This is a genomic window from Streptococcus phocae (assembly GCF_001302265.1).
GTDB lineage: Bacteria > Bacillota > Bacilli > Lactobacillales > Streptococcaceae > Streptococcus > Streptococcus phocae.
Genome location: NZ_LHQM01000006.1, coordinates 23728 through 46038 on the forward strand (window position 1 = coordinate 23728; position 22311 = coordinate 46038).

Consider the following 22311-nt stretch of genomic DNA (forward strand, 5'->3'; position numbering starts at 1 on the left):
TTCTAAAATAATATATCTGTTTAAAAGGAGAAAGTTAATGAATAAGAAAAACAGCAAAGGCTTGCCACGATATTTCAGAATCAGTGCAAGAACACTTTTGTTAGGGGCTTTATTATCAGGTGGCCTGTTGAGTGTGCCTGAAAAAGCTCATGCAGATAATAGATCAGCATCAACCATCTCGGTATCAGTTGATAGCAATCAAAATGAGACAAATCTAGTTACTGCTGAAAATGTTCAAACGGCTAATTTAAGTGATCCAGATACTAAGGTTAATACAGTGTGGACCGTAGGTATGCAAAAACTTGACACCAAGCAATTTAAACGTCATACTGATGGTTTTCTTCATTACCCTTACCAGTCAAATCAAGGATGGTATAACATTACTAAAAGTTTTAATGGTCGTGATAACCTCTTGTGTGCTGCAGCAACCGCAGGTAATATGCTGCATTGGTGGTTTGATCAGAACAAGGAGCAAATAGATCGTTATCTCAAGGAGCATCCTGAAAAAGCTAATATTAGTTTTAGAGGAGAAAAATTTTTATCGATGGAGGAGCTTATTAAGACTAAAGATAAGCAAAAAGACAGTGCCCTCTTTACTTATTTCCAGGAAAAAGCCTTTCCAGATATTAGCAGACGTAATACAGGACTCATTGTCGATCGCGTCCTAGACATGTTTATCAATGGTTACTATTTATCAATTAACGATTTAAGCGAAACCAACACTTCTAATACAAGAAAAGACAATCGAGGTGGTGTCTTTGACCATGTGTTTAACAGAGGAGATAGTCACAAAAAATTGACTAGCCGTCATGACTTAGATGACAAGAGCATCGAAGAAATTGGTCAATTGATTAAGCAAGAGTTAAAAGAAGGCAAAGCTTTAGCAATTTCTTATACTTATGCAGGTATTGGAATGGCTCACGTGGTTAATTTGTGGGGAGCAGATTTTGATCAAGATGAGAAATTAGTCGCGATATATGTTGCGGATTCAGACAATAGTACTGATGTGGGAATGAAAAAATACTATGTCGGTAAAAATAAGGAAGGACATGTAGCCATTTCAGCACAAAAAGTAGAAGGCGAAGTCTTAGGGTCTCGACTCTTGCGTCTAGGTAGTCTCTCTAGTGGCAAAGACATGTGGCCAGCTCAATAGTAAGTATACTTATTTGAGGATAGTGTCCTGTCAGTTGTTGGCAGGACTTTTTTGCTGATGTTTTCTAATCTTTAGAGGCAGTAACGTGTTTCTAAAACAAGCTTAACGTGATATAATAACAAGTACTACATTTTGACATGGGAGAACTCACATGACTTTCTATAATCACAAAGAGATTGAGCCTAAATGGCAAGCCTTTTGGGCAGAAAATCACACGTTTAAAACAGGAACAGACGCTTCAAAACCGAAGTTTTATGCACTGGATATGTTTCCGTATCCTTCAGGGGCGGGCCTACACGTTGGGCATCCAGAAGGATATACTGCGACAGATATTTTGAGCCGCTTCAAGCGCGCTCAGGGTTATAATGTCCTACATCCCATGGGTTGGGACGCTTTTGGTTTACCTGCAGAGCAGTATGCTATGGACACAGGCAATGACCCAGCAGAATTTACTGCCAAAAATATTGAAACCTTCAAAGGCCAAATTAATAGCCTTGGCTTTTCTTACGACTGGGACCGTGAGGTCAATACGACTGACCCGAGTTACTATAAGTGGACCCAGTGGATTTTTACAAAATTGTATGAAAAAGGCCTAGCCTATGAAGCAGAAGTTCCAGTCAACTGGGTAGAAGAGCTTGGAACAGCTATCGCTAATGAGGAAGTTTTACCTGATGGCACGTCTGAGCGTGGGGGCTATCCAGTTGTTCGCAAACCAATGCGCCAATGGATGCTAAAAATCACAGCCTATGCTGAGCGTTTACTCCAAGACTTAGAAGAAGTTGATTGGCCAGAGTCTATCAAAGACATGCAACGCAATTGGATTGGCAAATCAACAGGAGCTAATGTTACTTTTAAAACTAAAGGCAGTGACCAAGACTTTACGGTCTTTACCACTCGTCCTGATACCTTGTTTGGAGCGACCTATGCTGTCTTGGCGCCAGAACATGCACTGGTAGAGCAAATCACCACACCAGAGCAAGCGCAGGCTGTGGCAGAGTACAAGTATCAAGCCAGTCTCAAATCAGACCTTGCTCGTACAGACCTCTCTAAGGACAAAACTGGTGTCTGGACAGGAAGTTATGCCATCAATCCAGTCAATGGCAAAGAAATGCCAATTTGGATTGCGGACTACGTTCTTGCTAGCTACGGTACAGGTGCTATCATGGCAGTACCAGCTCATGATGAACGTGACTGGGCCTTTGCCAAGCAATTTGACCTAGACATTATCCCAGTTCTTGAGGGAGGCAATGTTCAAGAGGCTGCATACACCGAAGATGGTCTGCACATCAATTCAGGATTTTTAGACGGCCTTAATAAGGCAGATGCCATTGCTAAAATGATTTCTTGGCTAGAAGAACATGCAGTTGGTCAGGAAAAAGTGACTTATCGACTACGCGACTGGCTCTTTTCACGTCAGCGTTATTGGGGTGAGCCAATTCCAATTATCCACTGGGAAGATGGCACCTCAACAGCTGTGCCAGAAGCTGAATTGCCACTTGTCTTACCTGTGACTAGTGACATTCGCCCTTCAGGGACAGGAGAGTCGCCTTTGGCTAATTTGACAGATTGGCTTGAAGTAACTCGTGAAGACGGCGTCAAAGGTCGTCGTGAAACCAACACCATGCCACAGTGGGCAGGATCTAGCTGGTATTACCTACGCTACATTGATCCGCACAACGACGAAAAACTAGCAGACGAGGAGCTCCTCAAGCAATGGCTACCTGTTGACATCTATGTGGGTGGAGCAGAACATGCTGTCTTGCATTTGCTTTATGCACGTTTCTGGCATAAGGTGCTCTATGATTTAGGGGTTGTCCCAACCAAGGAACCGTTCCAAAAACTCTTTAATCAAGGAATGATTTTAGGCACAAGCTACCGTGATCATCGCGGTGCACTGGTTGCGACTGACAAAGTTGAAAAACGCGAAGGGGCTTTCTTCCATATCGAAACAGGCGAAGCGCTAGAGCAAGCACCTGCTAAAATGTCTAAATCTCTCAAAAACGTTGTCAATCCTGATGATGTTGTTGAGCAGTACGGCGCAGATACCCTTCGTGTTTATGAAATGTTTATGGGACCATTGGATGCATCAATTGCTTGGAGCGAAGATGGTTTAGAAGGTGCCCGCAAGTTCCTTGACCGTGTCTACCGTTTGGTGACCACTAAGGAAATCGTTGCTGACAATAGCGGTGCTTTGGATAAAGTTTATCATGAAACCGTCAAGGCCGTCACAGAGCAAGTCGAAACCATGAAATTCAACACAGCTATTGCACAGCTCATGATTTTTGTCAATGCAGCTAACAAAGAAGATAGCCTCTATGTTGAACACGCTAAAGGCTTTGTGCAGTTGATTGCACCATTTGCTCCTCATTTAGGAGAAGAATTGTGGCAAATGCTAACCGCATCGGGCGAATCCATTTCGCATGTGGCATGGCCAGTTTGGGACGAGTCAAAATTGGTTGAAAATGATGTTGAAATCGTTGTTCAAATCAAAGGTAAGGTTAAAGCTAAGCTAACAGTTGCAAAAGACCTCTCTAAAGAAGAGCTCCAAGCAACAGCCCTAACACATGAGAAAATCAAAGCTGAAATCGCAGGCAAAGACATTGTCAAAGTCATTGCTGTGCCAAACAAGCTGGTTAATATCGTTATCAAATAAAACCACCCCCAAATTTCCAATATCTCTAAAAAGGTCTGATGAGTCGCTCTTTTGGCGTGTCATCAGGTCTTTTTTTTGATGATTTCTTAATATTTTGACCACTTTTTGAGTAAAAAGTTCAAAAATATCTCTAATTCCTATGAAGAGAGATTGCTTTTTTTGAATAGATATGCTTAAATATGTAAGTATTATTAATATAAAATGAACTAGTAATTTGGGTGTGATAAATAATCGATATCATAGGAGGATGATGAGTGGAAAGAAAACAACGCTTCTCACTTAGGAAATACAAATCGGGCATGGTTTCCGTTTTGGTTGGTAGTATTTTTATAACTGGCATGCAGGTGGCAGCTAATGAGGTGCAAGGAGAGAGTACACCTTCAATTAGTAACCTAGCAGTTAAGTCCACAGAGCAGACTGAAGCTGAGTTAGAAGCGACTCCAAAGGAACAAGTACCATTAGTAGAAGCACACTCTACCGAGGCAGAAACAGCTCCTGTCAATATGGCTACCCATGACTTGATTAAAACAAGTGATGCCTGGGACAAGGGGTACAAAGGTCAAGGAATGGTTGTTGCCATTATTGATACAGGAATTGACGCAGAGCATCAGGCCATGCGCATCAGCTTTGACATGGAAAAGGCAGAGCCAGGAACCATTCGTCTGCATTTTGACCAGCTCCTACCAGAGGATAGCGAGGTCTATCTGACAGCGGAGGACGGTCAGTTTACTCGTCTAGATCAGTCTCTCTATATGCCAGAGGTTTATGGCAAGGTGCTGAATGAAGGGAACTACACCATCCAGGTTGACCTACCAAACGGCTACCATGTTTCAGGTAAGCAGTCAATCAAAGCCCGTCAAAACGATGTGGTTGATGCCATGCTGAAAATCCTGAAAGAGACCCGTTCTGCCCAAGAAAAAGGCAGAGCTAGTCACCAGCCACAATCGCTGGTCAGCCATGTTCGTGTCCTAGGACAGCCAAAACAAGCAACAACGCAAAAACTTCCAAGCACAGGAGATAAGACACAAAGCAAATTTAGTCTCCTAGGAATGCTCTTATTAGCAGGATTAGCGGGTAGCAACTGCAAGAGCCAACCCAAAAACAAGCGCTAACTAGAAATCACATGGTTTTCAAAAGAACCTTCTCACAAGGAGAAGGTTCTTTTTGAGCACAAAAAAACTACCTAGCACCGAAACTGGCCAGACTAGGTAGCTGTGTTATCATCACATGATAACGGAAGTTAGTTTAAAATGTTTAAGTGTCTTATCGAGTCAACCATTAGTAGCGATTACGAATGATCTGGAAGACAAGTGGGAATAGGCTAATTGGCAAAATCAACAGATGTGATGCTAATCGTCTCAACGCAAACTTCATAAACAGTTTCCTTTCTCTCTTAATATAAATTTAGTTTACTATAAAGCTAACATTTTGACAATACTTTTTTAATAAAATAAGTAAAAAAGTGAACGGTTTCTTTTTAAGAAGCGACTAGCAGAAATAAATTTTAAGCACTCTTTTTAACGTTTTTGAGAACAATAAAAAAGCCATCTCGCAAGCACAAGGGCAAAGCCAGATAGCTAAGTTATCGTAAGGATGATAACGGAAATTAGCCTTTTAGATGTCTAAGCGTTTGTTTTGATTACCTAACAGCTAATTTGCAGAAGAATCGGTGTAAAGTCACTAGCATGACACAAGAAACTGTAGCTAGTTTTTCTTGTGCTGGCTACCTTAACTTCCTCTATCCTTCTAACATAAAAATAATTTACCATCTTATTATCATTTAGTCAATATATTTTTAATAAAAATAATTATCAAGGCATCAAAAAGCAGAGGGGACCCTCTGCAAGATTAGTTAGACTCTTTTTTTGTCTTTCTCATAGAAAGCCCAAGAAGAATGATACCATAAGTAACTGACACCATGCTATAGTAGAAAAATGATTGGTAACCACTGCCAGATAGTCTGTCTAAAATAGTCAGAGCAAAAGGTGCTGAAAAGGCACTAAAGCTACAGCCTAAAAGGATAATTGCAGTTGCTTGATTGAGCAAATGGCTAGGTAAATGCTCAGAAAGGGTATTAAAAACTAGGGTAATCTTGATTCCAAAGAAAAAGCCACTCACGATGGCACTCAGCACAAACCAAGTTACCGAAGAGCTCAGTGCTAGCCCAGCTAAGGAAAGGGCAAAACCAAACTCTGCCACAGGAGCCAACAATCCCTTTAGATGCGCCAACAGCCAGGCAAAGAAAAACCCAGATAAAATCCCAACCAGTTGCTGACCACCAAGTACTAGTGACGCTTGTTCGCTTGAAAAATTGCCTAAACCAAGCATCAAAAGAGGCAGTCTCAGGTAGATAGAGGCGTTAATCAAAACAGTCTCAACAGCTAAGGCCAAAGTACTTGCAACCATAATGAATTGCCAACCGGTTAGTTTCCAACGACCAGAATGCAAAAGCTCAGCTTCTGAAGGTAAGGTGTGGGCGGTTGGTTGAACAAAGCAGACGTAAAGCAAGAGACTGATAAAGCCACAGGCATAGGCTAAAAAGGCATAAGGCCAACCAAAACGCAAGCACTGTCCAGCAAGCACTGTCAAAAAGGCAGAGCCAAATACCTCGACAGAACCACGGTAGCCGAGGAGTCTGACTCGGGTCTGCCCTTGATAACGTTCGCTAATCAAGGCGATGGCGCGAGCATTAATCAGTCCGATTTCGACACCTAAGAGCAGTCTAGAAACAAAGACTAACTCATAAACCTGCGAAAAAACGGGGAATATTCCTGCACAGCTAGCAAGGGTCAAGCCGCTGATAATAATAGTTTTATCTGATACGAGTTTAGTCACAGGCCCGCTCAACAGCAGCGTCAGCATGATGGCAAATGAAGGCAAAGACACCAAAACTTCTACTTTAGAGGCGGGATAACTCTGGTAAAAAGTCAGCATCTCTGGTAAGGCTGGTGAAATTGAAAAAGACGACACCAACATAAACGACAAGGACAAAATGCTCAACTTTTCCAAATTTTCTTTCATAACAACTCCTTTGTAATACAGTAATAAAGCGCCTCACATAAAAGAGTGGGCACGTGATTTCCTGCTATTAGTATACCCAAAAAAATCTGCAAAATCTACTCCTCTCTAAACTGCTTGACTTAGATAAAAAAACAAAAATTACCACTTGTTTTTTTCAAAAAGACTTGCTATACTTAACCAGTAAAAATTAAACCGGTTAAGAAAGGAATCTTCATGAAAAATCGTAAACACATCCTCGCTGTGGTAGGGGTATTACTCACCTGTCAGCTTAGCCTGTCAGCTTGTCAAAAACAAGATAAATCGTCATCAGACAAGACAAAAACCCATCAAACCACTAAAAAACATAAAAAAGCTAAAAATGCCAAAAATCGTAAAAAACGAATGGCTAAAGAAGAACAAAAAGGTATCTCAGGCATCGATTACCCAACAGATGATGGCTTTTTATTTACAAGTGAGTCACAAATCAAAAGTAAAACAGACCAAGGTCTTGTCTTAGATCATAATGGGCACAGCCATTTTATCTTTTACGCAGACCTAAAAGGCACCAAGTGGGCTTATCTAATCCCAGAAGGAACCAATTTGGCACAGGCGACAAGCCCAACACCTAGAGCTGCTCATCACCACAGTGGTGCAGTCGCTGACAACTATGTCTTTAACCCGGCGGATATCGTGGCAGAAGATGCTCTTGGCTATACCGTTCGCCACGGTGACCACTACCACTACATCCTAAAATCAACCTTAACACCTCAGGTGGCTAATCACACCAGACAGGTCCTCACCTATCAGCCAAAACTCCCATCAACCCCACCACAACAATTACCTAACCAAAACGGTATTGCAGGTCTTGACTACCCAACCAGTGATAATTTCTTATTTGATGGCAACAATATCACAGGCACCACAGAAACAGGGATTTTAGTAAATCATAAAGGGCACTTACATCCGATTAGTTTTGAAGAGCTACGCCGTAGCAAATGGGGTCACATCGCTGACCGTTATCAAAAACAACCATTAGCCCCTGAGGTTGAGAACAAAGCAGAGGCAGATTATCAAGCTAAGCTCGCCTATTTAGCCAAACAGCTCCATATCTCGCCTGATAAGATTCAAAAAATCACAACAGATAAGGGTGAGGTAGGTTTACAGTACCCACACGGCGATCATCATCATATCCTCCTTCTCAAGGATATCGATGTCAGCAAACCATTTGAGGATCCAGACACACAGGCACAAAAAGAGGTTGATAAAACCATCGATGGTGAAACACCTGAAGCGAGAAAAGAGCGTCTTATCAAAGCCTTTATCGACCGTTACAAGGTCAAGCGTGAGAACATTACGGTCAGTGGCAACTACATCAGTGTCCGCCACGGCGACCACTCACACACCTACAAGATTGATCCGACCTTACCAGACGACCCAGAACGCGACATCGCAACAGAGACCACAAACTTAGAGTTGGAGACTCAGAGTGTCTACGGTCCATTTTACACTGAGGGACCTATCGAGCGCTTTACCCGTGATGGGGTTTATCAGCACTATCGCGTAGACGGCATCAAAAACATCAAAAACTTTGTGCTCTTGCAATTTAACACCAATAGTGAATACGGCGACCTGGAGATTGATGGCAAAAAGGTCAAAACCGTCTACTATTTAGTCCGCAAAGACCTAGACTGGAAAGACCTCCACATCACACCTCCGACAGCTATTCAGCGTGATGGCAGAGTCTTTAAAGGCTGGAGTGCAGAGCTTCCAACTTCTGGGAAAATGGCCAGAGAAAACCGAGCTTTTCACGCAACCTTTGATAAGGAAAGACAACAACCGAAAAAAGGAGTCTACGGCCCAGGTGATAATGTCGCAGACCTAGATTTGTCTACCTATGTTCCAATCAAGTACACTACCATCCTGAACGGCAGACTGGCTGCTAATGGTGTGACTCAGGGCGGCTTTACCTATTTTGTCAAGCCAGGCCTAACCTGGAAGCAAGCCAGAGAACAAGGGCTCGTCCCACCTACCCCAGTACCAAATGACAACTACGAGTTTGTTGAGTGGCGTAACATCACTGATGGATCTAGAGATGACAACTCACCAGTCAGCACTACCATCAGCATGGCTGCTTTTGGGACAACAGCACCTTATATTGGCCCATATCTCCCTAAGAATCACAATAACCCGACTGACAAGAACGACCCTAGTCGTCATCCCAACTACTACTGGCACAATCCGAGAAACTATGTGGCTATTGCCTTTAAAGCAGGGGACAACGGCGAGCTCGTCACGCTTCTCGGCAGAACCAAGAGCATCGTTTACCTGGTTCGAAAAGGCACCAGCCTCAGCCAAGCAGGAATTTTACCACCAGCTACTCAGCCAAAAGAAGGGTACCAAGCCCAAGTCTCTACTGACATCATAGCTAATGATGAGGTCCCCGTCACCGAAGACAAGGTCTATACCATTAACTTTGTAGAAAAATCAAAAACAGGAGACAAAGAGTCTGATACTCCGACTGTAAAACCAGAGGATAACACCAACAAAGAACAACCTGATTTTAATTCAGATCTAGACCTGATTGGTGAGACTCAAGGTGGCGCAGCAGAAAAAACAGATGAAGAAATCGAAGATTCGTGGGAAGATTGGCTAAATAATGGACACCACACTCCAGACTTATCCGCATCTACTCTGGCAGACGAGCCGCTCATCCCAGAACCTCAGCCAAACACCCTCGACCCTTCGGATCCACTATATGATTTTGAGTACTAGTTAAAACTTATAAGAGTTTCTAAGCTCTTGCCCTCTCTAGTCAGCCTAGCTTCTTTAAAGAAGCTAGGCTTTTTGGACTATTTATCTCACCAAATGAAAAAATGAGAACATAAAAAGGGTCACGAACTAATAAGACGCATAAAAAAAAGAATAGAGTAATGAAAAATACCAAAAAAAAAAAGATTTTACACTAGTCAAATGCCAAGGAAAACGATAATATGAAAAAGGAAAAACTCATCAAAAAGAGTCTTCAAACTCATAAGATGAGAAAAAATTAACATATTGAGAAAATGGAGACAGAGATGATGAAAAAATCGAGATTTAAACGTCTATGCACGCAAACACTAGCAGCAGCCCTAGTTGTAGGAAGTTTGATGGGAAGTGTAGATGCAAAAAATGTTAGCGCAGAGACAAATAGCAATGGGAACCAGTCTTTGTATGATAAATTAACTAGGCTTTATGAGAGCACTTTGAAAAGCGAAAATAAAGAACTAGACACAACAAAGTTGAAAGGTTCATTGGATACATCAGACCTAGACGTGTTATTAACGTTGCTATTAATAGTATCTGGTGATGCCAATTTAGACGCTAATTTAAGAGTTCAAAATAAAATAGAGCGTTTAAATTTTTTAATACCTTACTTTAATGAGGATAGATCGGGATCTAGTGGGGGTAGAACAGGTGATAATGCAGAAAACAGAAAATTAGTTTTTGAAGAGGTTAAAAAACGCATAAAAGAACGTGACGAAGCTAAAAAATTAGCACAAAATTCGAGTTCTTATGCTATGCAAGCGATTAGAGAGTTAAATGAACTTAAAACTAAAAACGAAACTTTGGAAGCGGAGGGTAAACGCCTTTCTGATGAAGTCTTGACACAGAAAGAAAGAACAGAAAAAGCTTTAGAAAGTAGTGCAGCCTCTAAGAGAAGAGCTGATGAGGTGAGTTCTTTGTGGAAAAAAGCGGAGAAATCAGCTCAGGATTCGAGTTCTTACGCTATGCGAGCGATTAGAGAGTTAAATGAACTTAAAACTAAAAATGAAGCTTTGGAAGCGGAGAGTAAGCGCCTTTCTGATGAAGTTTCGACACAGAGAGAAAGAACAGAAAAAGCGGAGGCTGAGGTGGATGCTGCTTATAGGAAAAAAGTTGAAATAGAAAAACAACTTGAGATTCTAGTCAAAGAACTTGAAAACATTAAAAAAAATGAGACTGAAAAAGTAAAGAATCTTCGCGAAAAGCTCAATGAAGCTGAAAAAGAAAAAGCAAGAATTTCAGAAGAAGTGGCTAAAGCTAAGCAAAACGCAGATGAATGGTCCTTTAAGTGGAAAAAAGCGGAAGAAAGTGCTAAGCGAGCCCAACAAAAAGTTAAAGAATATAACAAAGAAATTTTAATTCAACATGAAAAAGCAGAAGCTGCTGAAAAAGCAAGAAAAGAAGCAGAGGATGCTAAAAAACAACTTGAGCAAAAACTAAAAAATCTTGAGGATGCTATTGCCAAAGGCGATGGTAAAGAAGAAATCTTAAAACAAAAAGAAGAACTTGAGCAAAAACTCGTGGATGCTCAAAATCAAGCAGATCAAAAAACTAAAGAGTTAGCGGATGCTCAAAAATCTCTTGAAGATGCCAAAAATAAGAATGATTTAACAACTAAAAAAGCAAATGAACTTCAAGAAAAACTCGCTCAAAAAGAGCAAGAACTAGCAAATGCTCAAAAAGCTCTTGAAAACGCTAAGAAAGAGCAAATGCCAGAAGTTCCAGATAATTCAGCAGAACTTAAGGTTAAAATTGCTGACCTTCAAGCGAAAGTTAATATGTTAACCGCTGAAAAACAAAACTTGACAACAGAGCTTGCGGCAGCAAATACAGAGTTGACAAACACACAAGCACAACTCAGTGTGGCACAGGAAAAATTAACAGCTGAGCAAGCACAAGTGGCGACTCTTGAAAAGGAAAAGGCAGAGCTCCAAGCACAGGTAGAGCAATTAACCAAAGCCTTGGCAAATGCTCGTGAGATGAGTGAAAAAGAGAAACAAACTCTCAATGAGGAAATCGGTAAGCTAAAAGCAGACATCGACAAGAAAGCTAAAGAAATCGAAAACCTCAAAAAAGATATTGAGTCTAAGAAAGAGGAGATGAAACCAGAAGCGCCACAAGAGCCTAAGACTCCAGAGATGCCAGAGTCACCAAAAACTCCTGAGCAAACTCCAGATATGCCTAAGGCTCCTGAAGCACCGATGACTCCTGAAAAACCTGAGACACCAGAACAAGCACCTAAGAAAGAGTCTATTCCTTGGACACCGCTAACCCCATCAACTCCTATTGAGAAGAAAAAAGAAAAAGATGCTCCTAAAGCACCAAAAGCTCCGGAATCTAAGAAAGCACAAAACCAACACGCACCAAGCATGCAAAAACATGACCAAAAAGCAAGCTTGCCATCTACTGGGGATGCCGCCGGAGCAGGATTCTTCACCGCAACAGCAATGGCAGTTCTTGCAAGCGTCGGCTTAGCTTTCTTGCCAAAACGCAAAGAAGACTAAACCAAAACTCACTAGTGTTCATCATCTTAACAAAAACGGCTCATTGTCAACTGTAGTGGGTGACTTATAGCTAAAGGCGAGAGGAGACGAATGTCGTCTTCTCTTTTGTCATATTCAAAGCGAGGAAAATGTGTTTTTTGAAATTGTCAAAGTTCTTGTAACCGATTCACTCCAAGAGTCATTGGTACGCTTTTCGAAGTATTGTAGAAGGATATAAAAAAGGGGTTGCCAACTAAAAGTTGACAACCCCTTTTTAAATCATAATTTTGTTACATTATCTCCTTGTTTAAGGAATTCAACAATGGTCCTTTTTAATTCTTCAAAGTCATCTTGAAAAGTAGCAATTTCAATTGTCTTTTCAAGTCCATCATGTAATGAAAGATTAGATTGATAGCCATTCATTGAAAAAAACAGATGCATTGCAAGAATAGCTGTTCGTTTATTGGCATTGTAAAAAGGGTGTTTTTTAATCAAATTAATCCAGACGATAGATGCCTTACTGTATATATCTGGATAAAGAATTTTGCCAAATATTTCTTGTTTTGGCTGTTCAACAATCATCTGTAAACTATCTGGATCAACAATACCAATAGGTTCCAGAGGAGAATATTTGCCAATGACCATAACATTGATTTTGATAATATCTTCAGCAGTTAGATATCTCATTTATCTACCAATTCTTTCAATAGTTCATCATATTGGTTCATAGCTTTTTTTAGTTCTTTATCAAAATCAAATTTTGGTTTAGCTTTACGAATGATAACCGTATTTCCAGATGTCTCGAATTCGATTTCTGTACCAATTTCTGCTCCAAGTGCTTCTCTAATTTTATTTGGGATAGTAATGACGGTACTGTTCCCGGTTTTACGCAAAACAACATTCATGATGTCTACCTCCTTGTGTAAATACATTATAAAATGAATATACAAAAAAGTAAAGTGAATACGTATTTTCTCAACTACATAAGCTCCGAAAACTAATTTTTTGGTAATCTATTAGTTGATGTGTTGGGTTATAAGGACATTTATTTAATGAAAATGAGTTATAAAAGCTTGATTTTATAGTGTTTTGTTAATATCTTTATTCTGCTATCCTTATTGCGTTTATAAGAAAATTTTATAAAAAAATTAACCCCCCAAAAAACATTTGAAGCGTGTCTTATACACTTACCAAGGTCAATATTTTTCATTCTGACAGAGGGAAGGAGTTTGATAACCAGCTGATAGATGAGATGTTAGAGGCCTTTGGCATCAGTCGCTCACTTAGCCAAGCTGGTTGTCCCTATGACAATGCCGTAGCTGAGAGTACCTATCGTTCCTTCAAACTTGAGTTTATCAACCAAGAAACCTTCCAATCGCTAGAAGAATTAAGCCTAAAAACCAAGGACTATGTCCACTGGTGGAACCACCATCGAATTCACAGCAGTCTCAATTACCAAACACCAATAACCAAGCGAATGATCGCTTAACAAAAAACACTTTATAAAATCTGTACAGAAAAGTGTTGCCTTTTCAGAGAAAACATAAGAAGGCAAGCTCTCGCTTTAAGTCTGCTGCTAAGTCCATTGAGGAACGACCTGATTCACTCAATTAGAACCCATTCACTTCCTTCAGAAACAGTTTATTTTCTTAAAAGAGACTCAGTTACCTAATCCTAGTCATTGATTGTCATTGATTTTTCAGACGATTTGCTATGGAGCTAAGGAAAGTTAGCTCATTAGAAATTTCTTCAACGGTTTTGTTAAGCTTTCAATAATTTTATCTTGTAGACTCATCGCTTTTCCCCTGATGTTTTTCTTTATTATACCGAAAGAAAAGCTCTCCATGTGCCAGTTAACTTGTTCAGCAATTAGAACTTCAACCTCATTTTCAGTGTTTGTGCAAGTCATTTTGCCATTTTCAAAACGTATCTTCACGGAACTCTCATTTTTGCGTTTCTTATCAAAATGATGTGATTGTGGAAACTTCAAAGGTATAGTAGTTTGTGATATCAAAACATCCTCTAGCTCTATTTGATACTAGCAGTATACAGGAGAATCTATTTTATAATAAATAACTTATCACAAGATGTTTAAAAATTTATTTTGATTAAAAAATAAATTTACTATGACAAAAAGTATTGACAAAAACTTATTTATAGCTTAAAATATAATTGTAATTAGTTAATTATAACAATTAAACTAAAATATTAAAAAAAGAGAGGATAATGAATTATGAATTCATTACTAAAAAATTGTCTTAAATTAACAGCAGCTGGCATGGCTTTGTCTGCAATGATGGTCGTTTCGACTGAGAAAGCCAGCGCCTTAGACTGGGTTGACATTACTGGTAAAACCCACTTGTATTGGAATGGTGGTGTTGATGTTAGAAAATTTGTTGACTATAAAAAAACCGTCACTAACGATGACATCACATGGGAGGTCACTTTTAATGGCGCAAAAGAAAAATGGGTTTATCCGGATTTTGCAGTCTTTTTGCCAAAAGAAGTAGAAGCACCAACTGGCATTGATATTGTTGACGACTACAGAGACGGAAGACAAGAAAGGCATCATAAAAATAACACTCAGTGGTTTTATGATTGGGACACCCAAAAAGGCAATTTTAATAGCGAATGGGAAAAGTTTCCTGGATGGACAGGATGGAGCGCAAGCTATGACCGCTTTACTAGGCTAAAAGATAATGGCGGTTTTTCTAGAGTTTTAGTTGATAATTATGGCTATTTTGGTAGTCCAGAAGAAGATCGCAAACTTGGTCATACGACTACCTGGACTTTTAAAACTAAATTAAAAGAAGAGTACAAAGGTAAAGGTAATAACGTTCCATTCTTAGCAGGGATCAAACAGAACAATCCATTAGCATACTCATATCCAAGCTACATCGGTGAATTTGGTAGCAATAACTAAACACCTTATAAGACCAAGAAAAGAGCCTGGGATAAAAAGATTTCTCGACTCAAAACTAGAACAGACTATTTGCCAACTGTACTGGGTAGATGAAAAACTAACATCTCGAGAGGACCAATTTGAACGGCACCCTGTCAAGTAGACAATGAAATAATAAAAGATTAAGCAACGGCCTTGTTCCTCGTTTCAAGAGGGGCAAGGCCGTTATTGCGTTCTTGAAATCGTTGGTTATTGTAAAAGTAGATATACGCATCAATATCATCAACTAACTCTTCATAGCTTTTTAGGTTTTCAAATCATAACATTCTGTTTTAAAATGACCAAAAAACTTTCAATCGGAGCATTATCAATGCACTTGCCAATATGTGACATAGATTGCCTTATTTGATACTGGGTTGTCACCGTCACCATGCGATATTCTCGTGAGGTATACTGGAATCCTCTGTCACTATGGTGAAAACTGTTGCCTTTTCACCTTTACAGTAGTTTTCTTAGTCTCTTTATCATATTTACTTCTATTCTTTCTTCAAGTCCAACTTTACCCTTTAATTGGTATCGTCTTACCCATCTCTTAAACGTTGATGTACTGATTTTAGGACATGCGAAAACTCCCCTTATCGTTTCTAGTGAATGTTTGTTTTTCACTGTCCACTATAAGGGGAGTATATCAATTAGATTTTTTCTACACGAATATAGTTAATTATCCGAAAGATTACTTAGTCATTGACACTTAAGGTTTACTCTCTTTAGTCTTGGCTTTTTTTTCTTCTTTAAGCCCATCCATTGCCCCATAGCAATGAACAAAGCTCCTAATGTCATTTGAACACTTCCTTTGCTATCAGCAGTTTGAGGTAAAACTCTGTCTCGTTTATATTTAGATGCTGAGGTTTCTCTAGTTCTATAATCCAATACATTACTAAAAATAGGTTTGGAAGATATTGATTGTTTCTTATCTTCTTTGTATGTAGGACTAAGTTGATTATCTTGTTCAGATGGTTTAAGCTCTTGTTTTGGTGATTGATCTATTCGTTTGGCGTTACTATCTGATGGGTTATGTTTTAACAATTCAGATAGTTTAATAGAGTTAAAATTACCAGCTATATCTTCAACTACTACGATGAGTTTGTTAACATCAACTGTAATCATGCCACTTCCATCTTCTGAGGGGATTTCTTTAGGAATGATAACCATTCCGTTCTCATCTGCATAGAAGTATTTGCTGATTTTAAAAATCAGTTCGTCTTCATCGGAAACTCTTGTATCTGTATCTGTAGCTTCGATAGCTTCCCCTATTCCCTCTTCATATGCAAACGCAACAAAGGAACGATAAATTGGCAAGCTGTCAACACTCGGTTTATACTCGAGAATAAGCTGTCCTGAATCGACGTTGTAGTTTCCAAAAGAAGGCAATTCAGGTAACTTATTGCTAACGATAACTGAAAAGTCCATGTGTTGTTCCAAGGCATCATCTGCTACTGGTGTATAAAGCAATCGGTAAGTATAAAGGCCGTCTTCGACAGTCTCGTTTTGATTATCTTTTCCTTCCCAAACAAGTTGTTCAATTCTATATTTTCCTTCGGTCTCTTTTTTGCTGAGGCTATAGTTTTTTCGGTAATGAGTCCCAGCTACTTGCTCCCATACAACTTTTCCTTTGGCATCTAATACGATAGCCTTAACGTCTTTGACGTTGCGTAAAAAAGTTGCTTGAGGAATAATTTTATCTCGGTTCTGATCTCCATTGGGCGAAATCACTAAATAAGGCTTTTCGTTTTTGTCAAATACTAGATTATAAGATTCATCTTTGTCATCATTCTGTTTAGCAAAAGTACCTAAAACAATATATTTGTTTATTTCTTGAGCAAATGAACTTAACTCAACACCATTTTTGAAGTCTTGTGATAAGAACCACGGCGTTGCTTCTGTAAGTAGAGCAGTGTAGTTGTTTTTGCTTTCCTTGTTCTTTATTGTTTGATATTCTGATAGATTATATTCATCTAAGTAATCGGTATAATTTAATTGGAACTTATTTTCTGGATTGTTTGCTTTGTGATAGAAACTACCACTTTGAATGCTTTCATAGATTGATTTTTCAAGAGCTGGCAAATTGGCGAAATCTCCTTTGAAGCCTAGAAAAGGGATACTCATGATTTCTTCTTTGCTATTTTGATTGTTTGAAAATCGCACAAAGCCATCTAAAAAATAGCCATTTTTCATTTGATTAGTTAGCTCTTGACTAAATTGGCTAGAGTCTATCGTAATCTCAAGATCAGTATAATCTCCAACTAAAGTCACTGCTTTCCACTCACTATTATATAAAGAGCGTGGTTTAAGGGCAAATTTCCCATTAATCACTTGATCAGTTAATAGGTTTGTTTGATAATAAAGATTATGATTTTTCCCATCCAGATTATGAATACGCACTGTAAATGTAAATTTATCGTCAACATTTTTTAAATTAATTTTAGCGTGACCATCCTCTCCGGTCAGGTAATAGTTTGCATTTGCCGCTTTTTCAGCATTGACGGCGCCAGCACCTTGTTGGCGTGGAGAGTAATACGCCTTGTCCTCTGGGCTGTATAGAGCGGTTGCTGAGCTCATCAAAACATTTTTTATTAAAACGGTTAGTTCTGCTGGTGATAAGTTAAGATGAGCATATTTGTTAGCAAAATGAGATTGCAGCAAACTTACAATACCCGCTACATGTGGTGTAGACATACTTGATCCCGACAAGTTTCCAAAACTATTGTCGGAAAGTGTTGACAGAATCTCAAAACCTGGTGCAGCAATATCTGGCTTGATGTGTCCTTCTGCATTTAAGCCCCAACTCGATTGTGGAACCATACGTAAGCCGCCATTATTAGTAACAAGTTTAAAAATATGATTAAAGCTTAATGTTGCGGATGTGTCTTTAAGTAAATTTTCCCCATCTATTTTCCCCATAAAACCAACTGGTATTTTTGTATAAGGAATTAAGATATTACTTTGATATTCTTGGTTGTTAACGATAATGACACCGCTAGCGTTTGCGCCTTCCAATTTTTCAAGTATTGGTTTTAAATCATCTAAACGAATTGAATTCGGTCTTTGAACAAGAGCAATTTTCCCTGCCAAATTGTCAAATTCCTGTTTATCATCAGGTACATCTACGAAAGCAAATCCATAAACTTGATTGGCATCAAAAGATTTTGACAAAATAATCGGAAATTCTTGCTTTTGCCCTGCTTTTTCAACGGTTACCATTTGGCTAATACTTTTTTCGGAGTCGTAGTTAGTAACGGTCAAAATATCTTCTGAAATAGCTGGACTACTGATCATTCCAAAATCAGGGTTACTTGCCAAAGGGTTGCTATAGTCCATTCCAAAAGCACCATCATTTCCAACCCCTGCAATAAGGGCTACACCATTCTCTTTAGCCAGTTGAATGGCTTCCATAACTTTTGGACTCAATCCAATCCACGAATCTGCAGTTTTTCCGAAACTCATTGTAATTGTCTTAGCACCAAGCGACACAGCATCCTTAATAGCTTTAGCATAAACTTCTGAGCTATCTTTTGTTTTTTTTGAATCGCCGATAGCAGTTGAAACTCGCATCAACATTAATTGAGCATTTGGTGCAATTCCAGTAACAAGCAGATTGTTTTCAGCTGTTGTCTGACTATTAGCAGAAACGATACCGGTCACATGTGTTCCGTGATTTATAAGGATAGATTCATCCTCGGTCATTTCTAGTGCTGTTCTTCCAACAATATTAGTGTCATTAATATAGTCGTATACAAAGATAATTTTATCATTTATCCATTGACCATAGTCAATCTCTTTGTCTTGCTTTAATTTTCTAAATGTTGCTTCTGAATAGTATAATTTATTCTTATCAATATCCTTATCTAACTTAAAGGCTGAATGTTCAATATCAAAACCAGAATCAATCACAGCAATAACATTACCAAGTCCTTTGTTTGCTAAATGTTGCAAATGTGTTACTTTAGAAGGGTCATTAACTGATAATAAAGTTGCTGAGGTATTCTCAATATTTTTATAAGCTGGTGGTAACTTAGTATAGTTTTCTGTTTTTTTCTCTGTTGTTACCTTCTCGCTATTTTGAGAAACCTCTTCCATCTCTTGGATGACCTCTTCGTCTACAGCTTTATCTGTAATGATGTTCTCTTTCGCTAATGACGTATCTAACGTATCTATTGTAACGGTTTGATTACTACTATCGTCTTTAATAGAATTTTTTTCAATATAGGGCATGTCCGTAGTCTCATCGGCTACTACGTTATTTCCATTAATTAAAAGGGCGCTTACCGCCACCAATGAAACACCTAGCATTTTATATCTTTTATGATTATTTTTCACAACACATCCTCCATTTTTTATCATTATTCATAATATAATTATTTTAATAAAAAAGCAATACGATTATAGCAAATAAATAAAAAAATAGACTGCAATTATTCAGCTGTTAAAGGTTTTAGGAGATTTATCGTTTAGAATAATCTCTAGATATCTATGAATAAGTATCAATAGTTAGGGAGCTTTTTTTGCATGGGTAGCAATGGGCTAATTACAGTATCTTTACATTACTTTAGAGTTGATAGTGCAAGCGATACAAACTAGATGGCTGATTTCAGTCACAAACAAAGACAGATTTGTATTCTTCTAATGTTATTTTGAACATGCAATCGTTTTGAGTAACTGAGTAGGTGCAATAATTAACGATTTGAACGGCATTTCCACATATGATACAATAGGCATATAGCGTGGAGACTGACTTTGTGTCAGATAGTTACTCTTGGTGTAAAACAAAATAAAACTGAGACAAATTTGTGTAAAGGAGACAAATCATGGAAGTTACCGTATCAGAATTACAGGATTACTTGTTTAATCACTATCATAAAAAGGCCATCGATGAGGGGTTGTTCATAAAATTAGTTGAGGAAGTAGGAGAAGTAGCTGAGGTTTTAAATAAAAAGGCCAAAAGAAAGGAAACTATCTCAGAAGACTTAGAAAGCCAGTTAGGCTCAGAAATAGCAGATGTTCTGCATTATGCCATTGCCATTGCAGCATTGAATGATATTAACCTAAGTGAGGCAATTCTAAAAAAGGATAAGCTAGCAGCTCAAAAATATCACCATCAGATGAATTTAGAACAATTTATTCTGGAAAAAAGAGACTCAATGCCAACTGTAGTGAGTGATGAAAAATTGGAAAAGTAACAATACAGAAAAATGTTGCCTTTTCAACTTAATGTTAAACTTACCTCTCTTTAATAGAGATTGATTTTTGCGGTCAAAACATCTATAATGGAATCATATATAGACAGAGGAACTGCTAACAACAACTAGCGCCTCAGTCTCTTTGGAATACCTTTTTATTGTAGTAGCATGTGCAGATGAGCTTGAGGTAAAAGTATCTGCACATGTTGTGAAATGGCTAGCTAGTCTAGGTATAGTTAGTTTATTTGTTATCATCAACAACTCCTTGCTTTTCCTAGTTTTAGTGAAAGGTGAGGAGTTTTAAGGAGACTCAGATGGAAATCTTAAGAACCCTAAAAGATGTTAGGCAATACATCAATCCTATTGCAAAAAGCACCAAACAGTTGGCATTAGTACCTACCATGGGTTATCTGCATGAGGGACACTTTAGCCTAATTCGAAAAGCCCGATCAGAAAATGACCAAGTGGTGGTGTCAATCTTTGTCAACCCTATTCAGTTTGGACCGAATGAAGACTTAGACAAATACCCTAAAGATCATGAGAGGGATTTGGATTATTGTGACAAACTGGGTGTGGATGCTGTTTTTATGCCAGATGCGTCAGAGATGTATCATAATTTGCAGACGACAGTCAGCATTGATGCCTTGTCTCATCAACTCTGTGGGCAACAGCGCCCTACTCACTTTGCAGGGGTGTGTACTGTTGTTGCAAAACTCTTTAATCTCATCAAACCAGACCGAGCTTATTTTGGGCAAAAAGATGCTCAGCAGTTGGCGATTTTGAAAAAAATGGTAGTTGACCTTAACTTTGACGTTGAGATCATAGGCTGTCCGATTGTCCGAGAGGCAGATGGACTGGCTATGTCTTCGCGAAATAGTTATCTTTCTGAGACAGAACGCCAAAGAGCAACCTGCCTCTACAAGGCAATCACTCAAGCTCAACAATTGATGGCACCAGGTATTTCAAGCCAGGCCATTATTGACCAGATGACAGCTATTATCTCAGAAACACCAGGGACCATCATTGACTATATTCAAATCGTTGATGCTAACACTCTGGAGCCAGTCTCTAGTGTCCAAGGAGATGTTTTGGTGGCTCTGGCTGTTAAACTAGGCAAGACACGTTTGATTGACAACTTTACCTATCAGATGAAAGGCTAAGCCATGACCTCGAAAACGCATAAGGTAACCACTGGTTATCTGCCTAGGTTAGGCTTTGTAGGTGCTGGAAAGGTCGCCACATCACTTGGTCGCTACCTCTCTGAGGCAGGTGTTGCACAACTTTCGGGTTATTACAGTCGTACCTTGATGAGCGCTAAGGAATCTGCTGGTTTAACGGGTTCAGCGGTTTATGTGAACCTATCAGAGCTAGTTGCTGATAGTGATGTTTTGTTGATTACGACGACTGATGTTCAGATTGTACCTGTTTGGCAGAGCCTATCGCCCCTTGACCTTAACGGGAAGGTTGTTGGACACTGCAGTGGAGCGCTATCCTCAAAGGCTCTAGATAAAAATCTCCAGCAGGAGGCTGCGGTCTGTTCCCTCCACCCTCTTATGGCGATAAAAAGCAAAGCAACTCCTCAAACTGAAATGCGCCAGGTCTTCTTTACGCTTGAGGGAGACCAAAGAGCCCTTGACCTCTTAGCGAGTTGGTTAGATGTGACTGGGAATTCCTACAAAATCATGCCTGCAAAGGATAAAACCAGATATCATATTGGTGCGGTTTTGATCAGTAATTTGGTCTTGTCGCTTGGGAGCTTATCTGTTGAGCTGTTTCAAGAATATGATTTTTCTGAGACTGAGGCTCTGCAGGCTCTCAAAAGCCTAGCAACCTATAATTTAGAGCACTTTGTAACTAAGGGAGCGTTAGCTTCGCTAACAGGGCCTGTTGAGCGCAATGATTTGGGTACCGTTGAAAAACACCTAGAGGCTTTATCGGCAGAATCTTATCAGGAAGTGCGTGACATCTACCAATCTCTTAGCCTGCAGCTCCTCAAATTGGCCCAAGACAAGCATCAGACTATAGATTATGACCCACTCGAGCAATTATTAAGAAAGGACAGACCTTAAGGTCTTACGAGC

Annotated in this window: 14 protein-coding genes and 2 pseudogenes; 10 read left to right on the forward strand and 6 right to left on the reverse strand. The window is 39.2% G+C overall.

Features of this window, described 5'->3' with window-relative positions:
- Positions 1-37 precede the first annotated feature (37 nt).
- The 3 genes from AKK44_RS01680 to AKK44_RS01690 all read left to right on the forward strand — a co-directional run bounded on the left by AKK44_RS01680 (position 38) and on the right by AKK44_RS01690 (position 4918).
- Positions 38-1153 (forward strand): IdeS/Mac family cysteine endopeptidase, encoded by a 1116-nt coding sequence (locus tag AKK44_RS01680; protein ID WP_054278235.1) that lies wholly within the window; start codon positions 38-40, stop codon positions 1151-1153.
- Positions 1154-1304: 151 nt separating this feature from the next.
- Positions 1305-3806, forward strand: coding sequence for a leucine--tRNA ligase (leuS, locus tag AKK44_RS01685; protein ID WP_054278236.1), 2502 nt, complete (start codon positions 1305-1307; stop codon positions 3804-3806).
- Between the two features lie 254 nt (positions 3807-4060).
- Positions 4061-4918: a YSIRK-type signal peptide-containing protein gene (locus AKK44_RS01690; protein ID WP_054278237.1), complete on the forward strand. Its 858-nt coding sequence runs from the start codon at positions 4061-4063 to the stop codon at positions 4916-4918.
- 736 nt (positions 4919-5654) lie between these two features.
- Here the strand turns inward: AKK44_RS01690 and AKK44_RS01695 are convergent.
- Positions 5655-6827 carry an MFS transporter gene (locus AKK44_RS01695; protein WP_054278238.1) on the reverse strand — a complete coding sequence of 391 codons (1173 nt, stop codon included), beginning with the start codon at positions 6825-6827 and terminating at the stop codon, positions 5655-5657.
- Positions 6828-7040: 213 nt separating this feature from the next.
- Here AKK44_RS01695 and AKK44_RS01700 point away from each other — a divergent pair, with 213 nt between their 5' ends.
- Both AKK44_RS01700 and AKK44_RS01705 read left to right on the forward strand, forming a co-directional pair.
- On the forward strand, positions 7041-9578 hold the full coding sequence (locus AKK44_RS01700; protein WP_054278239.1) for a pneumococcal-type histidine triad protein: 2538 nt from the start codon (positions 7041-7043) through the stop codon (positions 9576-9578).
- A gap of 302 nt (positions 9579-9880) precedes the next feature.
- On the forward strand, positions 9881-12112 hold the full coding sequence (locus tag AKK44_RS01705) for an LPXTG cell wall anchor domain-containing protein (protein WP_054278240.1): 2232 nt from the start codon (positions 9881-9883) through the stop codon (positions 12110-12112).
- Between the two features lie 258 nt (positions 12113-12370).
- Here the strand turns inward: AKK44_RS01705 and AKK44_RS01710 are convergent, their stop codons facing one another.
- On the reverse strand, positions 12371-12778 hold the full coding sequence (locus AKK44_RS01710; RefSeq protein ID WP_054278241.1) for a type II toxin-antitoxin system death-on-curing family toxin: 408 nt from the start codon (positions 12776-12778) through the stop codon (positions 12371-12373).
- Positions 12775-12996, reverse strand: a complete 222-nt coding sequence (locus tag AKK44_RS01715) for an AbrB/MazE/SpoVT family DNA-binding domain-containing protein (protein WP_054278242.1) — start codon at positions 12994-12996, stop codon at positions 12775-12777. The genes AKK44_RS01710 and AKK44_RS01715 overlap by 4 nt, the downstream gene beginning before the upstream one ends.
- Positions 12997-13262: 266 nt before the next feature.
- Between AKK44_RS01715 and AKK44_RS01720 the strand changes: the two are divergent.
- A pseudogene (locus AKK44_RS01720) lies at positions 13263-13580 on the forward strand (transposase); the annotation flags it as partial.
- Positions 13581-13820: 240 nt separating this feature from the next.
- Here AKK44_RS01720 and AKK44_RS01725 read toward each other — a convergent pair.
- Positions 13821-14105: a hypothetical protein gene (locus AKK44_RS01725; RefSeq protein WP_152911045.1), complete on the reverse strand. Its 285-nt coding sequence runs from the start codon at positions 14103-14105 to the stop codon at positions 13821-13823.
- A gap of 219 nt (positions 14106-14324) precedes the next feature.
- Here AKK44_RS01725 and AKK44_RS01730 point away from each other — a divergent pair, with 219 nt between their 5' ends.
- Positions 14325-15014: a hypothetical protein gene (locus AKK44_RS01730; RefSeq protein WP_236686641.1), complete on the forward strand. Its 690-nt coding sequence runs from the start codon at positions 14325-14327 to the stop codon at positions 15012-15014.
- 161 nt (positions 15015-15175) lie between these two features.
- Here the strand turns inward: AKK44_RS01730 and AKK44_RS08590 are convergent.
- Together AKK44_RS08590 and AKK44_RS01735 are read right to left on the reverse strand one after the other, a co-directional pair.
- A pseudogene (locus AKK44_RS08590) lies at positions 15176-15467 on the reverse strand (transposase); the annotation flags it as partial.
- Positions 15468-15734: 267 nt separating this feature from the next.
- Positions 15735-19370, reverse strand: coding sequence for a S8 family serine peptidase (locus AKK44_RS01735; RefSeq protein WP_161802563.1), 3636 nt, complete (start codon positions 19368-19370; stop codon positions 15735-15737).
- Positions 19371-19855: 485 nt separating this feature from the next.
- On the opposite strand from AKK44_RS01735, the gene AKK44_RS01740 reads away from it, so the two are divergent.
- From AKK44_RS01740 to AKK44_RS01750, 3 genes are all read left to right on the forward strand, one after another.
- On the forward strand, positions 19856-20230 hold the full coding sequence (locus AKK44_RS01740; protein ID WP_054278244.1) for a MazG nucleotide pyrophosphohydrolase domain-containing protein: 375 nt from the start codon (positions 19856-19858) through the stop codon (positions 20228-20230).
- 314 nt (positions 20231-20544) lie between these two features.
- Positions 20545-21390, forward strand: coding sequence for a pantoate--beta-alanine ligase (panC, locus tag AKK44_RS01745; RefSeq protein ID WP_054278245.1), 846 nt, complete (start codon positions 20545-20547; stop codon positions 21388-21390).
- Positions 21391-21393: 3 nt separating this feature from the next.
- Positions 21394-22299: a Rossmann-like and DUF2520 domain-containing protein gene (locus AKK44_RS01750; protein WP_054278246.1), complete on the forward strand. Its 906-nt coding sequence runs from the start codon at positions 21394-21396 to the stop codon at positions 22297-22299.
- Positions 22300-22311 lie beyond the last annotated feature (12 nt).

Bases quoted from the DNA above. Each gene is read 5' to 3' on its own strand.
- AKK44_RS01680 (WP_054278235.1), top strand. From the start codon at position 38: ATGAATAAGAAAAACAGCAAAGGCTTGCCACGATATTTCAGAATCAGT.
- leuS (WP_054278236.1), top strand. From the start codon at position 1,305: ATGACTTTCTATAATCACAAAGAGATTGAGCCTAAATGGCAAGCCTTT.
- AKK44_RS01695 (WP_054278238.1), bottom strand. From the start codon at position 6,827: ATGAAAGAAAATTTGGAAAAGTTGAGCATTTTGTCCTTGTCGTTTATG.
- AKK44_RS01700 (WP_054278239.1), top strand. From the start codon at position 7,041: ATGAAAAATCGTAAACACATCCTCGCTGTGGTAGGGGTATTACTCACC.
- AKK44_RS01705 (WP_054278240.1), top strand. From the start codon at position 9,881: ATGATGAAAAAATCGAGATTTAAACGTCTATGCACGCAAACACTAGCA.
- AKK44_RS01710 (WP_054278241.1), bottom strand. From the start codon at position 12,778: ATGAGATATCTAACTGCTGAAGATATTATCAAAATCAATGTTATGGTC.
- AKK44_RS01715 (WP_054278242.1), bottom strand. From the start codon at position 12,996: ATGAATGTTGTTTTGCGTAAAACCGGGAACAGTACCGTCATTACTATC.
- AKK44_RS01730 (WP_236686641.1), top strand. From the start codon at position 14,325: ATGAATTCATTACTAAAAAATTGTCTTAAATTAACAGCAGCTGGCATG.
- panC (WP_054278245.1), top strand. From the start codon at position 20,545: ATGGAAATCTTAAGAACCCTAAAAGATGTTAGGCAATACATCAATCCT.
- AKK44_RS01750 (WP_054278246.1), top strand. From the start codon at position 21,394: ATGACCTCGAAAACGCATAAGGTAACCACTGGTTATCTGCCTAGGTTA.